The 16614-nt window shown below is 39.0% G+C and carries 12 protein-coding genes and 1 riboswitch; of the genes, 10 read left to right on the top strand and 2 right to left on the bottom strand.

Features of this window, described 5'->3' with window-relative positions:
• Nucleotides 1–10: 10 nt before the first annotated feature.
• Nucleotides 11–2068 carry a transglycosylase domain-containing protein gene (locus H9632_RS06145; RefSeq protein ID WP_191703242.1) on the bottom strand — a complete coding sequence of 686 codons (2058 nt, stop codon included), beginning with the start codon at nucleotides 2066–2068 and terminating at the stop codon, nucleotides 11–13.
• Between the two features lie 330 nt (nucleotides 2069–2398).
• On the opposite strand from H9632_RS06145, the gene speB reads away from it, so the two are divergent.
• Nucleotides 2399–3271: an agmatinase gene (gene speB / locus H9632_RS06140; protein WP_191703241.1), complete on the top strand. Its 873-nt coding sequence runs from the start codon at nucleotides 2399–2401 to the stop codon at nucleotides 3269–3271.
• 50 nt (nucleotides 3272–3321) lie between these two features.
• Here speB and H9632_RS06135 read toward each other — a convergent pair whose 3' ends face one another.
• Nucleotides 3322–4404 carry a diguanylate cyclase gene (locus tag H9632_RS06135; protein WP_191703240.1) on the bottom strand — a complete coding sequence of 361 codons (1083 nt, stop codon included), beginning with the start codon at nucleotides 4402–4404 and terminating at the stop codon, nucleotides 3322–3324.
• A gap of 195 nt (nucleotides 4405–4599) precedes the next feature.
• Here H9632_RS06135 and H9632_RS06130 point away from each other — a divergent pair, with 195 nt between their 5' ends.
• The 9 genes from H9632_RS06130 (at nucleotide 4600) to H9632_RS06090 (ending at nucleotide 16604) form a co-directional block, all read left to right on the top strand.
• A complete protein-coding gene (locus H9632_RS06130) occupies nucleotides 4600–5043 on the top strand; it encodes a DUF1934 domain-containing protein (protein WP_191703239.1) in 444 nt (147 codons plus the stop codon).
• Nucleotides 5040–6707 carry an arginine--tRNA ligase gene (gene argS, locus H9632_RS06125; protein ID WP_191703238.1) on the top strand — a complete coding sequence of 556 codons (1668 nt, stop codon included), beginning with the start codon at nucleotides 5040–5042 and terminating at the stop codon, nucleotides 6705–6707. Before H9632_RS06130 ends, argS begins: the two co-directional genes overlap by 4 nt.
• 239 nt (nucleotides 6708–6946) lie before the next feature.
• Entirely contained in the window at nucleotides 6947–8116 is a 1170-nt protein-coding gene (locus H9632_RS06120; RefSeq protein WP_191703237.1) for an acyl-CoA dehydrogenase family protein, read from the top strand.
• Between the two features lie 118 nt (nucleotides 8117–8234).
• A riboswitch (cobalamin riboswitch) is annotated at nucleotides 8235–8426 on the top strand.
• A 140-nt stretch (nucleotides 8427–8566) separates the two neighbouring features.
• On the top strand, nucleotides 8567–9523 hold the full coding sequence (locus tag H9632_RS06115; protein ID WP_191703236.1) for an ABC transporter substrate-binding protein: 957 nt from the start codon (nucleotides 8567–8569) through the stop codon (nucleotides 9521–9523).
• Nucleotides 9507–10514 (top strand): FecCD family ABC transporter permease, encoded by a 1008-nt coding sequence (locus H9632_RS06110; protein WP_191703235.1) that lies wholly within the window; start codon nucleotides 9507–9509, stop codon nucleotides 10512–10514. The genes H9632_RS06115 and H9632_RS06110 overlap by 17 nt, the downstream gene beginning before the upstream one ends.
• Nucleotides 10514–11980, top strand: coding sequence for an adenosylcobinamide amidohydrolase (locus tag H9632_RS06105; RefSeq protein ID WP_191703234.1), 1467 nt, complete (start codon nucleotides 10514–10516; stop codon nucleotides 11978–11980). The genes H9632_RS06110 and H9632_RS06105 overlap by 1 nt, the downstream gene beginning before the upstream one ends.
• Before the next feature lie 30 nt (nucleotides 11981–12010).
• Nucleotides 12011–12571: a cob(I)yrinic acid a,c-diamide adenosyltransferase gene (locus H9632_RS06100; protein WP_191703233.1), complete on the top strand. Its 561-nt coding sequence runs from the start codon at nucleotides 12011–12013 to the stop codon at nucleotides 12569–12571.
• A 196-nt stretch (nucleotides 12572–12767) separates the two neighbouring features.
• Complete coding sequence (locus H9632_RS06095) at nucleotides 12768–15122, top strand: (Fe-S)-binding protein (RefSeq protein ID WP_191703232.1); 2355 nt, start codon at nucleotides 12768–12770, stop codon at nucleotides 15120–15122.
• Nucleotides 15123–15413: 291 nt separating this feature from the next.
• Nucleotides 15414–16604 carry an acetyl-CoA C-acetyltransferase gene (locus tag H9632_RS06090; protein WP_191703338.1) on the top strand — a complete coding sequence of 397 codons (1191 nt, stop codon included), beginning with the start codon at nucleotides 15414–15416 and terminating at the stop codon, nucleotides 16602–16604.
• The last annotated feature ends 10 nt before the right edge of the window (nucleotides 16605–16614 follow it).

The following is a 16614-nucleotide window of genomic DNA, read 5'->3' as shown; positions in this document are numbered from 1 at the left end:
TTTTTTATTTTTAGTCCCAAAAACCTTTGAATGCTTCGAAGGGTAATGTTTCAAAGAAATTACCCCATGTATCTGTGTCGAAGAAATCGAATGTTCCACAGGATTCAGTAGGAATATCTGCTGTTTTCATATAAACGACACGCTGGTTCGGACAAGAGGGATCGGCTAACTTACCACTCAGAATATCGACCGTAACAGGCTCGACTCCACTTGGTATTTTAAAAGTTTCGTTTGCCTTTCCATTAAGGGCGGTTTCCATAAATTCAATCCACACTTGTTTAGAAGCTGCCATATCTGCCTGGACAGATAGTGTCTTCCCTTGGTCATAGCCATTCCATACACCGGCAGTCAAACTGGGTGTAAAGCCAATCATCCACTGGTCACTGTTAGTTGTCCCTGATTTTGCTGCATACGTATGGGACATTCTAGAGCGCAGTGATAGACCGGTTGCAGGGGAATAATCACTGAATACAGGGTCGAATATTCCTGTCATCATTTGTGTTAGAACAAAAGCATCCTGTTCGGAAATTACCTGTTCTTTCTCAGGCTTCTTATATTTATAAACGACTTTCCCTTTTGCATCGATAATAGATAATACGGTCACTGGTTTTCTCTTTTCTCCACCAGCTGCAAGGATGTTATACGCATTTGTTAAATCGTACAACGAATTTTCAGCGGTCCCCAATGCAATAGACGGTATATCTTTTTCAGAATATTGAAGTCCAAAGCGTTTTTGAATATCGCGGAAAGAACGGTAGCCGATTCCTTCCAATGTCTTTACTGCATAAATATTATCTGAAATAGCCAATGCTTGAGCTAATGAAAGTGCATGGTCTGCAAATTTGTTGTTAACGTTTTGTGGCGTATAAGTTGCTCGTCCACTATCATAGGTGAATGTTGTTTCACTGACATCCAAAAATGACATAGGGTGAAAATTCTTTTCAAGGGCAGCTGCGTATAAAATCGGCTTGATGGCAGAGCCGGGCTGACGATTTCCCAAGGCGACTCGGTTAAAGGAACTTTCACTATAATCACGCCCCCCAACAAGCGCTGTTACAAAACCAGTATGTGCATCCATACTGACAAAACCAACCTGCAAATCACTATTGGGCATATTCGTTTTAATGGCATTTTCCGCTGCGCGCTGATGTGCCTGGTTCAGGGTGGTTTGAATTGTCCAGCCACCTTCACTAATACTTAGGTTTTTGGATTGTAATATATCACTTGCTTCTTCCCAAACAACATCCAAAAAGTAAGGCGCAATCGATTTTGTCGCAATCCATTGATCACTTTTTAGTGCGACCTGTTCAGTCGTAGCGCGTGTTTTTTCATCGTCTGTAATTTTTCCTTGCTCATTCATTAATCGTAAAATAACGTGCTGACGATTAGTCGCCTTTTCTAAATTATTTAGTGGCGAATAATAAGTCGGTCCTTTTGGAACACCGGCAAGCATGGAAGCTTCCGCCAATGTTAAATCCTTTGCTGATTTGCCGTAAAAATAACGACTCGCAGCTTCTACGCCGTACATTCCGTGACCGTAGTAAACAGTATTTAAATAACCTTCTAAAATTTCCTCTTTTGAGTAAAATAACTCTAAACGGTAGGCGAATAAGGCTTCATTTATTTTCCTGTTCCATGTTTTTTCATGGGTTAAATAAAGGTTCCGAGCATATTGCTGTGTGAGCGTACTTGCTCCTTGGACTTTGCTTCCCGCTTTAAGATCCGCTAAGACGGCTCCAGCAATACGGGAATAGTCAAAACCACTATGATTAAAGAAATCTTTATCTTCAACAGCAACTGTAGCATCAACTAAATAAGGTGAAATATCATTCAATTCTGTCCAATAGCGACGCTCCTCGGTGAAATAATCGCCAATTTGATTATTGTCGCTATCCAAAAAAATCGAAGCTTTCGGGACCGTAAGTGGAGGTGCTCCAGCAACTTGTGCATATATACGCAATGAAAGGAACGTTACAGCGAAAAAACATAAAAGGGCAATAGTAACGAGACCTATTTTTTTCATAAATCTTTTACGGCTTTTTCGTTTTTTATATTGCTGTCTTTTCAAGTTTTTTCACCTCATTTCTTTTTTAGTAGTTAGTAAAAAGTTTTCGTTCATTCACAAAAAGTTACAAAAATTCTATTGCACTTTTAATGAAAACAACTATACTTTTGTCGTAGCACATTAAATGGAAGTAAGCATTTATTCTGCTATGACAATACGTATTCATAATGTCGAATTTTGTCAGTTATACTTAATTATACGAAAATAGCGATCAAAAGTTTCATTTGTTAGATTTAGTATGAGCAAAATCACCGTTCGCTATGCATACGAAATTAAGAACAAATTTATTTATAATTGATAATTTAAAATAGAGAAAGTTGTAGGTGATTGTAAATGAGATTTGACGAAACATATGCGGGTAACATGTTTATTAAAAGCCATCAAAATTACGAGGAAAGTAAGGCAGTTCTATACGGCATGCCAATGGATTGGACAGTAAGCTATCGTCCCGGCCAACGTTTTGGCCCAGCTAGAATTCGTGAAGTATCTGTTGGTTTGGAAGAATACAGCTTTTACTTGGATCGCGAATTAGCGGATGTTCCATTCTTTGATGCTGGAGATATTCCACTGCCGTTCGGTAACCCGGAAAAATCATTGGCGGAAATTAAGACATTTGTTCGTAAAGTATTGGCAGATAACAAAGTTCCAGTTGGTATGGGTGGCGAACACTTAGTATCATTGCCAGTAATGGAAGCGGTATACGAAAAATACTCAGATTTAGCCATTATCCATTTTGATGCGCATACAGATTTGCGTACGGATTATGAAGGCGAACCTTATTCACATGCAACTCCAATTCGTAAAATCGCTGATACAATCGGACCTGAAAATGTCTATTCATTTGGAATTCGTTCAGGCTTAAAGGAAGAATTGCAGTGGGCAAAGGAAAACGGGATGCACATTTCATTATTCGAAGTACTCGAGCCTTTAAAGCAGATCCTACCTAAATTAAAAGGACGCAATGTTTATGTGACAATCGATATTGACGTATTGGACCCGGCACATGCTCCTGGTACAGGCACTGTTGATGCAGGTGGTATTACACCAAAAGAACTTTTAGCTGCAATTCATGAAATCGCGCACTCAGAAGTAAATGTTGTCGGCTTTGATCTTGTTGAAGTAGCACCGATTTACGACCATGCAGAAATAACAGTAAACACAGCAGCGAAATTAATCCGCGAAATGATTTTAGGTTGGGTGAAATAAGGATAAAAATAAAGCGAGCGACGAATTTCTGTCGCTCGCTTTTTAAGTAATTACTTTAAGTTGTTTGCATGAAAATAGCCTGAAGTTTTATTTGATTTTGCAAGTTGAGATGCTCTAATTAAATTTTCCGTCAAACTACGGGAAGTAACACCATTATCAGGGAAAGAGCTTAATCCAATCGTGACGGAAATATAAATTACTTCTTTGTCTATTACATTAAAGGGCTGCTGGGCAATAGTATGTATTAAATTATCTGCCTCAAATATCGCTAGAGCAGGAGGGGTATCCTTTAGAATAATGGCAAACTCCTCACCACTTAGCCGACCAACAAATGCATCATTTTTATCTGCATATTCTTTTAAATGAAGAGCCAGCTGCTTAATGATTAAATCTCCTGTAGGGTACCCGTATTTGGAATTAATCATTTTTAAATCTCGAATATCTACCAATAATAAACTGAGTATCTCATTTTTCTTCATAAGTTGTTGAATACATTTTTCAAATTCTGTTGTATTAGGCAACTGTGTTAAATAATCAATTTTCCGCAAATAATTGGTTTCCTGTACAGTATCATTTGTACGTTTCACCTGATGAATAACAATGTAAATAAAATAAAATGCGAAAACTGTAAATAAACCATATAGCAGGAGGAATCCGTATCCTTGACTACTAAAGCAAAGTCCTATAAAAGAAATCAAAATCGATTCAACCAAACAAAGCCAAAAATAAGTGAAAACCGTTTTAGAAGTCATTTCATATTTTCGTGTAATTAGAAACAGGAACAGTACTAGTAAAATAAAATTATAGTTAAAAATAGTAGAAATCATCGTTACCTCTGAAAAGAAAAAGCGACCGATTCCTATAATAAGACCGCTTACTAAAATCGCAAATGGTCCACCTAATAAACCACTGAACAGGACTGATACAAACTGGGAATTTACCAATACACCGTCAACAAGATTAATTGCGGAATATGTCAAAATTAGCCCTGTCACACCGAATTTTATACCTGTCACATAAGGAATTGATCGATCGATAAATGGCGTAATTTTAAAGTAATTGATAAATGGCCAGTAAATTAATAGGGTAAACGTAAATAATATACAAAAATAAGACAATATTTCGATAAACATAATTAACTCCTTTATAAAATAATCATTACTCTTTTCTATCGGAAATACTATAAAAATGATTTAATTAACGGAAAAATACTCAAAAATAGGGTGATAAAGGTACTAAATCTAAGTTTAAGTTCAATGTTGCTTAAAGAGATAAACTTATCCTATAATAAAAAGGTTATAGAAATATATGTATAGGAGCTGACTGCTGTGGCGAACGAGAATGGGAAAACAGTCAAAATTAAGCTAATTTCCTCCATCATTCCTACCGAGGGCGAGCTTGAAAAATACGAAATGTGGCTGGAAGGCAACTGTGTAGAAAAAGGCGCTAATCATTATTTACGCTATGAGGAAATTCAGGAAGACGCACGAATTCAAACGACAATAAAGCTAAATGAAGCGAAAGCCTTTATAATGCGAAGCGGTGGTGTCAACATGCGTCTCCCTTTAAATCCAGGCTTACGGGAAAATGGGCATTATGAAAGTCCATTCGGATCATTGCCAATCGTTACCGATACACATCAGTTAGCCATTGAAGTAACACAAAACGAAAAAGTATCAGGGCGTTTTAAAACGCAATATGATCTTATAATAGGCGGCAATTCTGTCGGACAATACACATTGGAAATTCAATTTACGGAGGTATATTCATGAACGCAGTAGAACAATTACAGCAATCGATTAAAGACACTTTAAAAGCGGCAATCAATCAGGCCGGCCTAGTCGAAGCTGACACAGAAGTAAATATTCACCTGGAAACACCAAAGGACAAAGCAAACGGTGATTTTGCCACAAACGTAGCGATGCAATTAACTAAACTGGCGAAAAAGCCGCCGCGTGCCATTGCAGAAAGCATTTTAGAGAATGTAAATACAGAAGGGACAGATATCGAAAAAATCGAAATCGCAGGTCCTGGCTTCTTAAACATTACAGTTCGTAAAGACTTTTTGGCAGGTGTAGTAAAAGCAGCATTCGAACAAGGTGAAAATTACGGTCGTTCTACTGCTGGTGCTGGTGAAAAAGTACAAGTCGAGTTCGTATCGGCGAATCCAACTGGCGACTTACACTTAGGACATGCCCGCGGTGCTTCTGTTGGGGATTCTTTATGTAACGTTATGGATTTTGCCGGTTTTGATGTATCTCGCGAATACTACATTAATGATGCAGGTAACCAAATCAACAACTTAGCGTACTCATTAGAGGCACGCTATAAACAGGCTTTAGGCATGGATGCTGAGATGCCGGAAGATGGCTATCACGGTCCAGATATAATCGCTATCGCTGGGAAATTAGCTGAAGAGTTTGGTGCTTCGATTTTAGACAAAACTGAAGAAGAACGCTTCAAATTTTTCCGTGAGCATGGCCTAAAACTGGAATTAGCGAAATTACAAAATGACTTGAAAAACTTCCGTGTTGAATTTGATGTATGGTATTCAGAAACATCTTTATATGAAAACGGTAAAATCGATGTTGCATTAGAGAAATTAAAATCAAATGGCCATGTATTTGATGAAGAGGGAGCAACTTGGTTCCGTTCAACAACATTTGGAGATGACAAGGATCGAGTGTTAATTAAAAACGATGGTTCATTCACATATTTAACTCCGGATATTGCTTACCATGAAGATAAATTACGTCGCGGATTTGATAAATTAATCAATATTTGGGGTGCTGACCACCATGGCTATATCCCACGTATGAAAGCGGCTATTGAAGCACTTGGCTATGAGCGTGAAACATTGGAAGTCGAAGTAATTCAAATGGTTCAGCTTTACAAGAACGGCGAGAAATTCAAAATGAGTAAGCGTACAGGTAATGCTGTAACAATGCGTGAGTTAGTGGAAGAAGTAGGTCTGGATGCAGTACGTTATTTCTTCGTGAAAACTGCAGGAGATTCTCACATGGACTTCGATTTAGACTTAGCAGTATCACAATCGAATGAAAACCCAGTGTATTATGCGCAGTATGCACATGCACGTATTTCATCAATTTTACGTGCAGCAAGCGAGCAAGGTTTTGAAGCATCATTGGAAAACCTGAACTTACTTGTAGCAGAAAAAGAAGAAGATGTTCTGAAAAAGGTAGGTGCATTCCCGCAAATCGTGGCAGATGCAGCGAAACACCGCACACCGCACCGTATCGCGAACTATATCCAGGACTTAGCAGCAGCATTCCATAGCTTCTACAATGCAGAAAAAGTTTTAAACCAAGATAATAAAGAGCTAACTGAAGCTCGTTTAGCATTAATTACAGCAGTAAAAACAACTTTAGCCAATGCATTGAAACTAATCGGAGTAAGTGCACCTGAGAAAATGTAATTTATATTTCAAAACACCCTATTTCCTTTATGCGGAAAATAGGGTGTTTTTTCATTAGCTTGAGTATATTCTCCTTTTTCCAGCAATCGTTCCACTTTAGACTTGCAATGCCTCCTCTATGAAGTAAGTGAATCCCTACAAAGAAGCTAGGGATATCTATTGACTTGTAAATTTCTGAAACGTACTATTAATTTAACGAAATAACGATGCATGACAACAAACACGAGGTGGTGCTTTTCATGAGCAAGGAATTATTTATTCAAACAGACGAGCAGCGACAATGGTTGGAAAAACTCGAAACAATTTCAGAGAGCGTGAAACAACTCGCCCAACAAACAGATGAACAAGCGACATTTCCATTTGAAAATTTCCGGAAACTGCGGGAAATCGGTTATACAAAAATAACGTTGCCAAAAGAATACGGTGGGGATGGCTTCACATTATATGATGCGATCTTACTTCATGAAACTTTGGCAAGCTATTGCGGTAGCACGGGGCTAACTGTATCATGGACAATTCAAAATGTAGGCGAAATTTTTGAGAATCGTTACTGGAATCCACAAAAGCTCGACTGGTTTGGAGGAGAAATCGCAAATGGTGCAACAGTAAATCGTGCGGTAAGCGAGTTTGCGATGGGGAGCCCAGTGCGCGGCGGACGTCCGGCGACATCGGCAAAACGTGATGGCAACCATTATATAATTACCGGGCGTAAAAACTATACGAGCGGTGCACCCGATCTAGATTACTTTTTAGTATCAGCTTGGATCGAAGACGAGGACCAGTTAGGATTTTTCCTTGTTCCGAAAACGGTGCAAGGAGTATCGGTGGAAAATACGTGGGATGTGGCGTCGATGCGCGGTACAGGAAGCGATGATTTAGTGCTGGACAATGTACGCATTGATCAAACAAACTTAGTGGAAATTCCAAACTATACAACAGGTTTTAAATTGAACGGTTGGTTGCTCCTCATCCCAGCGACTTATTTAGGGATTGCACAGGCTGCACGGGATTATGCGGTAGATTTTGCAAATAGCCATTCACCGAATAGTATTAAAGGGACAATTGCCCAGCTGCCTAATATACAAACACTGATTGGAGAAATGGATTTAGCATTGACGAACGCACGCTTTACCATTTACGGAGTAGCCGGGTTATACAATGACCCAACAAAAAAGAAGACACTTATAAATGAAATCAATATTGCCAAACATGTTGTGACAAATACAGCGATTGAAGTCGTTGATAAAGCGATGCGTTTAGTCGGAGCAAAGAGCTTGCAACGATCCAACCCACTTCAACGCTATTACCGTGATGTTCGTGCAGGCTTACACAATCCGCCAATGGATGATATTACGATAAAGCGTTTAGCGGAGACAGCAATTGAAAACAATTTAAAAGCTAAAGAGTAACCTGTTCTTTTATTACACTACACGTGGTCCGATTTCAATCAGATTAAAACAAATTATCTGAAACTTTGGCGGATTTTGCATACAATAAATGAAATATCCGCTATAATAATATTATTAATTAAATATGTACTATAAAGGTTCTTACTATATCTAATTAAAGTAAGAAGTAAAAGGGAAATCGGTTCAAATCCGATGCGGTCCCGCCACTGTAATTGCTAGTTTTGAGCTATATGCCACTGAAATTTTTGGGAAGGCAGCTCATAAACGCTAACGCATAAGCCAGGAGACCTGCCTTTATAATGCCCAATTAATGCCTACGCGGATAGGATGCGGTAAATGAATTTTTTATTTGAATTTATTTGCTTTCATAAAGCTTCCTATTTTGTAGGAGGCTTTTTATTTTTGTGTAAAATTACAGGTTAGAACAATTTTAGGAGGAATTAATTACATATGAAAACTTGGCAACGACTTTCTTCAACAGGAATCATCTCCATTATGCTTCTTGCAGGATGTGGAGTAGAAGAAACAGCAGTTGAAAAAGATACAGCACAACAATCGACAAAAGCGGCTGAGGAACAAGCGCAGTTTCCTGTAACGGTAACTGATGCTTTAAACAAAGAAGTGACAGTGGAAAAAGCACCTGAACGCATTATTTCCCTCATTCCGTCCAATACAGAAATATTATTTGGCTTAGGCTTAAATGAACAAATTATTGGAGTATCCGATAATGATAATTACCCGGAAGAAGCTCAGACAAAAGAAAAAGTCGGTGGAATGGAATTTAACTTGGAACAATTGATTGCATTGCAGCCAGATCTAGTAGTAGCTCATGAATCAGGTCTTTATAGCTTTAACGAAGAAGGTATTGCGCAACTTGAATCAGTGGGTATTCCTGTATTTGTAGTGAAAAATACTACAACATTTGAAGAAACATATACGACTATTGAACAAATTGGGCAATTAACAGGGAAAACCGCTGAGGCAACAGAGATGATTGCATCCATTCAAAAAGGAATTCAAGACATTGAAGTTAAAGTGGCTGATTTAGAAGAAAAATCTGTGTTTATCGTAGTGGGCACAGAGCCGGACTTATATGCAGCAGGACAGGAAACATTTATTAATGAAATGCTAGAAGTGTTAAATGTAGAAAATGCAGTACAAGAACTTGGGTGGCCGATGTATAGCTCTGAGCAATTTGTTGACAGTAATCCGGACGAAGTGATTGTAACATATGAAAATGACTATGATAGCATCGTAAATAATTCTGCCTATGCCGAAATGGATGCAATTAAAAATGGCAATGTTCATGTAGTGGATGGGGATACGACGAGTCGCCAAGGTCCACGTATTGTAGAAGGTATTGAATCACTAGGTGAGGCAATTTATCCAGATGTATTTAAAGAATAGTAAGTATATATATGCTTATATTGCTTCCATTGCATTGCTTCTTTGCAGTTTGTGGATTGGGGTATCATTTGGAACGGTTAATATCCCGATTTCGACATTGTGGGATAAAGCGACAGATCCGATTGCTTATAGTATACTTTGGAAAATTCGAATGCCACGCGTAATTTTAGCCGCAATTGTTGGTGCATCACTTGCGATTGCAGGTGCGGCTTTTCAGGGGCTCTTAAAAAATCCATTGGCCGATCCGTATACGCTAGGGATTTCATCAGGTGCATCAGTCGGAGCAGTTATGACGATTTTTTTAGGTATCTCGATTCCTGTTCTTGGTGCATTTACATTACCTGTATTCAGTATGGCAGGTGCCGCATTTACAATGGTCATAGTATTATCATTTGCCCGACTTGTGGATCGTTCTATGAAAATGGAAACGTTAATCTTAACAGGAATTATATTTAGCTCGTTTTTAGGTTCATGTATCTCATTAATGGTTGCTTTAACGGGGGAAGAGCTTAGAGCTATTATTGGTTGGCTGCTTGGCAGTGTATCGATGCGCGGCTGGTCATATGTAAATATGGTTTTACCATTCATGATTATCGGTACGAGTATTATATGGTTCAACCGCCGTGAGCTGAATGCGATGATATACGGAGAGGAACGTGCCCAGTACTTAGGGGTAAATGTGAAGCGAAGTAAATATATGATTTTAGCAGGCGGCTCCATCTTAACAGGGTCTGCTGTAGCTGCATCCGGTACGATTGGTTTTGTCGGTTTAGTTGTCCCACACATGATTCGTCTATTAGTTGGAGCCGATCATCGACATTTACTGACATTATCCTTTTTAAATGGTGCCAGTCTACTCGTCATTTGCGACTTAGTATCACGTACCATCATCTCACCTGTAGAGCTCCCAATTGGCGTGATTACGTCGTTTATTGGTGCACCGGTATTTGCCTATATTTTCTTTAAGCAACGTAGAAAGGTTGTTGCATAATGTTAAAAGTGAACGAATTGTCGGGTGGTTATGACGGGAAACAGATTGTGAAAAATATGACGTTTCACGTGGAAAAAGGTAAAATCCTCGGGATTCTTGGTCCGAACGGTAGTGGAAAATCGACATTATTAAAAATGATCAGTGGCGTTTTAAAACCTACACGGGGGGGAATCTTGATTGAAGATCGCCCGATTAATAGCTATGATATCAAACAGTTGGCAAAAAAGATGGCCGTTCTTCCTCAATTAAATGCAAGCGTATTTACGAACAGTGTATATGACGCTGTTTCATTGGGCAGATATCCACATCAAAGTGGCTTTTTTTCCACATGGTCAAAGGAAGATGAAAACCTAGTACAGCGTGCAATGGAAAGCACAGGTGTTTCACATTACAGAAATCAACATCTAGAGTTTCTGTCTGGTGGTGAGCAACAGCGTGTATTTATTGCACAGGCATTAGCTCAAGATTCGGAGCTGCTTCTTTTGGATGAGCCGACAAATCATTTGGACATTGCCCATCAGAAGCAAATTTTGGATATGATTCGGATGCAAGTCGAACTTAATGGGTTAACCGTTGTATCAATCTTCCATGACATTAATTTGGCGTCGCTATATTGTGATGAACTGCTCCTAATAGAAAATGGGGAAATACGCGCGTTTGGTGAGCCGCATGAAGTCATTATGCAAGATCAAATTGCTGATGTATACAAAGCACGTATTGTGACTTATCCACATCCGGAACTGCCAAAGCCGCAAATAACAATGTTGCCAACGAATGAATTAGAACGGAAAAAAGCGACTATTAATAAAAAAAATTTCATAATAACAGATGAATATGTTAAGTACAATTCTCCCTCCCCATTAAAAGTTATCTCTTCAGCAGTACATAACGCAGGAATGGGCTGGTACGATACATTTTTAAACCGGGCGATTGCTCCGGAATATGATATATACAATGTAAAAGAAGAAACAGAGCAATTTTTACGACACAACCGGTTTTCACCAACAAATACGGTCGTTATGTTAACAGCTGTGAAAACGAAATGTGCTGCCATTCAGCATTTTTCAAAAGGTAATGTTGAAATTAGTGTTATGGTAACAGCAGGGATAGGAAATGGTGTTGATGTCACAAAAGCTTATTTACGCGAAGACGAGCCGCATATCGGAACTATTAATACATGGGTTTTTATTAATGGTAAACTAACGGATGAAGCATTTATCCAAGCTATGATTACGGCAACTGAAGCGAAAACAAAAGCATTGGCAGATCAACAAATTAAAGACCCTTTAACAAACACAACGGCAACTAGTACCGCAACTGATAGCTTATTAATCGCCGCGACCCAGCAAGGTGAAGAAATGCCGTATGCAGGGCCAATTACTGAAGTTGGAAAATTAATCGGTCGCGCCGTTTTCGAAGTTACCGTGTCCGCAATAATAAAGTATAAAGAGCATACAATTCTTTAATGCAACGCTAAATCGAAAGGATGAAATTTGATGAAATTATACACAAAGTCAGGCGATAAAGGGAAGACAAGCATTATTGGAGGGCGTGTTGATAAAGATCATCTACGTGTAGAAGCTTATGGAACAATTGATGAATTGAATTCATTCATTGGTAAAGCAGTATCAGAACTGGATGCAAGTAAATTTCAGGATATTATTGAAGATTTAACAGCTATCCAGCATGAATTGTTCGATGGCGGTGGCGATTTGGCTAATGTTATGAAAGATCGCCACTATAAATTAGCAGAGGAACCTATTACAGTTTTGGAGAATCGGATTGATTTATTATCTGAAGAAGCACCTCCATTAAAACGTTTCATTTTACCAGGAGGTGCTCCTGCTGCTGCCACACTGCATATTGCTCGCACAGTAGCACGTCGCGCAGAACGACAAACCGTATCGTTAATGAAAGAAATTGAAGACGTTTCACCTGTTGTACAAAAGTATTTAAATCGCTTATCGGATTATCTATTTGCTGCAGCACGCGTAGTGAACTATCGCTTATCCATTAGGGATATTGAGTATATTCGTAGTGGTGACGTCTTTAAATAAAGCAGTAAAATGCTAGCTTAGACAATTAAATTGTCAGGCTAGCATTTTTTATATTTTGATTTAATTTTCAGAATTAATGATGAAATTTGTTGACTGAATGCTCATTCATAACTACAATGAGGTTAGAGATTAATAGGGTAATATAGTTTGTAAGAACAAAGGGGTTCGGAAACTTAGTATTCCAGGGGGGAAAAGTATGAATACATTTTTAATTATTAACTGGATTGCATTCATTGCTGTGCTACTTTATGCATTAGGGTTATTTGCATACTTATTGAAAACACGCTATGACTACATTCAGCTTGGTCGTAAAGAAGAGTTTAATCAAAAATTTTCTGAGCGCATGGAAGATATTATCGAGAAAGTATTCGGTCAATCCAAATTAATGAAAGACAAGAAGATGGGACTTGTACACGTTCTGTTTTTCTACGGATTTTTAATGGTTCAGTTTGGAGCAATTGACCTGATTTGGAAAGGGTTGGCACCGGGTTCGCATTTGCCGTTAGGCGGCTTATACCCAGTATTTACATTTACACAGGAGCTTGTCGTACTAACGATTTTAATCGCAGTTGCAGTCGCATTTTACCGTCGTTATATGGAAAAGCTTGCTCGTTTAAAGCAAGGATTTAAAAACGGTTTAGTATACATGTTTTTAGCAATTTTAATGTTTGCCACACTATTTGGTAACGGTTTTTATTTAATTTGGCATGATCATGGCTTAACAGGTTCTGAACCTGTTGCTTCAGCTATTGCATGGGTATTCCAATGGATGAACCCAACAATTGCTGCCGTAATGTTCTTTGTAATGTGGTGGGCGCATTTATTAGCGCTATTAGCATTCCTTGTTTATATTCCACAAGGTAAGCACTTCCATTTAATTACGTCGATTTTAAATGTTTATTTCAATCGTCAAGACCGTATGGGTACATTACGTCCAATCGATTTTGCAGCTTTGGAAGAAGCGGAAGACGAGGAAAGTATGCCGCCGCTCGGTGTTGGTAAAATTCATGATTTCACGCAGAAGCAAATGCTCGATTTATATTCCTGTGTTGAATGTGGCCGCTGTACGAATATGTGTCCGGCAACAGGTACAGGAAAAATGCTGTCGCCAATGGATTTACTTGTAAAATTGCGTGATCACTTAACATTTACAGGGGCTGTTGAACTAAAGAAAAAGCCTTGGGTACCATTTTCTTTCTTCAACAATACACAAGGGAACCAATTAGCAATGGCAGCTGGTGCTGAAGGTGCGGTAATTGAAGATATTTATAGTCCATCATTAATTGGTGATGTTATTACAGAAGAGGAAATTTGGGCTTGTACAACATGCCGTAACTGTGAAGATCAATGTCCGGTAATGAATGAGCATGTGGATAAAATTATTGATTTACGCCGTTATTTAACAATGACAGAAGGTAAAGTAAACCCGGATGCACAGCGTGCGATGACTAATATCGAACGCCAAGGTAATCCATGGGGATTAAACCGTAAAGAGAAAGAAAACTGGAGAGAGCTGGACGAATCTGTTTATGTTCCAACAGTTAAAGAGCTAAAAAAATCAGGCGAAGAAATGGAATATTTATTCTGGGTAGGTTCGATGGGTTCATTTGACAACCGCTCACAAAAAATTGCATTAGCATTCGCTAAATTAATGAATAAGGCCGGCGTTAAGTTCGCTATTTTAGGTAATAAGGAAAAGAACTCTGGTGATACACCACGCCGTTTAGGAAATGAATTCCTGTTCCAAGAGCTGGCAACTGCAAATATTGATGAATTTGAAAAAAATGGTGTGACGAAAATTGTTACAATTGACCCGCACGCATACAATATTTTTAAAAATGAATATCAGGATTTCGGTTGGAAAGGTGAAGTACTTCACCATACAGAGCTTTTATACGATTTAATCCAAGAAGGTCGTTTAACGATGGACTACCGTGTGGATGAAACGATTGTATTCCATGATTCATGTTATTTAGGTCGCTACAATGATGTATATGATCCACCACGTGAAATTCTAAAAGGTATAGCAGGTGTTAAGCTGGTAGAAATGACACGTAATCGTCAGGATGGTATGTGTTGTGGTGCCGGTGGTGGCTTAATGTGGATGGAAGAGCATGTCGGAAACCGTATTAACGTAGCACGTACAGAGCAGGCTCTGGCAACACAGGCTTCTGTTATTTCCTCAGGATGTCCGTACTGTTTAACAATGCTTTCAGATGGTACGAAAGCAAAAGAAGTGGAAGAAACAGTGGGAACATTTGATATTGCGGAAATTTTAGAGCGAGCAGTATTCGGTACACCGCAAAAAGTTCAAGTACAAAAAGAGCAGGTAGAAGAAATCGAAGAAGAAACGATTTTAGAACCAGTGGAAGTTTCTGGAGAACAGACTAACGAAAATGTGCAGCAGACAGAACCTGCAGAAGTTGAAAAAGAAGCACCTCCTGTAGAACAATCATCGATTATTGAAGAGCAACAAGTCGCAACGGATGAAGATTTAGCACAGAGTCCTTCTGAGGAAAATGATGAACAGGATAAAGAAAATAAGAATTAAAGAGAAGAATATTTAAATTCAGTATATTTGAATAATTGTTGCAGTTTAGAAAACTATTTAATACAATGAAATTAAGTGAAGAAATGGGAGTAGCTATTACTCTCATTTTTTTCTAAATATTGATTGAGCGAGCGTTCAGTCAAATAAACCAAGAAATGATTTACACAGAGGGAAAGCAGCAAAATTGTTCTTTTTACCATTAAGTAAAGGGGTTACTTGAAGTTGGTGAAAAAGGCAAAATCTATTTCGGATTTTGCAAGATTAGCAGATTCAAACAAAGGGGTGTATGTATTGTCGAGAACAGTCATTTTAGACGGAGCACGGACGCCATTTGGTAAATTTGGTGGTGCATTAAGTTCATTAACAGCAAGTGATTTAGGTGGAATTGTGATTAAAGAGGCATTGGCAAAAGCGAATGTAGCAACAGATGCAGTAGACGAAGTAATTATTGGAACGGTGTTACAAGCAGGGCAAGGGCAAATCCCTTCACGACAAGCTGCAAACAAAGCCGGGATTCCATGGAATGTAAAAACAGAAACAATTAATAAAGTCTGTGCATCAGGAATGCGCAGTGTAACACTTGCCGATCAACTCATTCGATTAGGGGATGAAGAGGTGATCGTGGCTGGCGGAATGGAATCGATGTCAAACGCACCGTACTATATGCCAAAAGGGAGATTTGGCTTGCGTATGGGAGATGCAAGTTTAGTAGATGGCATGATTTATGATGGTCTGTCATGTGCATTTCATCCAAAACAAGTGCATATGGGCATTTACGGTAATGAAACAGCAAGTAAGTTTGAGGTTTCCCGTGAACAGCAGGATGCATGGGCAGCACGTAGCCACGAAAAAGCACTTGGAGCGATTGAATCAGGTAAATTTGCTGAGGAAATTGTAGGCGTAGAAATTCCACAAAGAAAAGGTGAGCCGCTTCGCATAGAAACAGATGAAGCACCGCGCTTAGGGACAACAATGGAAACGCTTGCAAAATTAAAGTCGGCATTTAGCAGCGATGGATCTATTACAGCGGGGAATGCACCGGGTGTAAATGACGGGGCATGTGCATTAGTACTTATGAGTGAAGAAAAAGCACAACAAGAAAACCGTCAGCCACTTGCAACAATCCTGGCACATGCAGAAGTGGGAGTAGCACCGGAAGATTTCCCTCAAACACCAGGACTTGTCATTAATCAATTACTTGAAAAGTCCGGTAAAACATTGGCGGACATTGATTTAATCGAAATTAATGAAGCATTCGCGGCAGTTGCGCTAGTTAGCAATCAAATTAGCGGGTTAGATGAGAATAAAGTGAACGTCAATGGTGGAGCAGTTGCATTGGGTCATCCAATTGGAGCAAGTGGTACCCGTATCATTTTAACACTCGCTTACGAATTGAAACGTCGTGGCGGTGGTTTAGGGATTGCGGCAATTTGTTCAGGCGGTGGCCAAGGTGACGCGGTATTAATTGAAGTAACAAACTAAGGGGATGAAA

The sequence above is a fragment of the Solibacillus merdavium genome, from assembly GCF_014836935.1.
Lineage (GTDB): Bacteria > Bacillota > Bacilli > Bacillales_A > Planococcaceae > Solibacillus > Solibacillus ferritrahens.
Note: the sequence above shows the minus strand (reverse complement) of the source record. Positions and strands in the feature narration are given on the sequence as shown.

Excerpts from the sequence above, each read along its gene's own strand:
- speB (WP_191703241.1), top strand. The coding sequence starts at position 2,399 with ATGAGATTTGACGAAACATATGCGGGTAACATGTTTATTAAAAGCCAT.
- H9632_RS06135 (WP_191703240.1), bottom strand. The coding sequence starts at position 4,404 with ATGTTTATCGAAATATTGTCTTATTTTTGTATATTATTTACGTTTACC.
- argS (WP_191703238.1), top strand. The coding sequence starts at position 5,040 with ATGAACGCAGTAGAACAATTACAGCAATCGATTAAAGACACTTTAAAA.
- H9632_RS06120 (WP_191703237.1), top strand. The coding sequence starts at position 6,947 with ATGAGCAAGGAATTATTTATTCAAACAGACGAGCAGCGACAATGGTTG.
- H9632_RS06115 (WP_191703236.1), top strand. The coding sequence starts at position 8,567 with ATGAAAACTTGGCAACGACTTTCTTCAACAGGAATCATCTCCATTATG.
- H9632_RS06110 (WP_191703235.1), top strand. The coding sequence starts at position 9,507 with ATGTATTTAAAGAATAGTAAGTATATATATGCTTATATTGCTTCCATT.
- H9632_RS06105 (WP_191703234.1), top strand. The coding sequence starts at position 10,514 with ATGTTAAAAGTGAACGAATTGTCGGGTGGTTATGACGGGAAACAGATT.
- H9632_RS06100 (WP_191703233.1), top strand. The coding sequence starts at position 12,011 with ATGAAATTATACACAAAGTCAGGCGATAAAGGGAAGACAAGCATTATT.
- H9632_RS06095 (WP_191703232.1), top strand. The coding sequence starts at position 12,768 with ATGAATACATTTTTAATTATTAACTGGATTGCATTCATTGCTGTGCTA.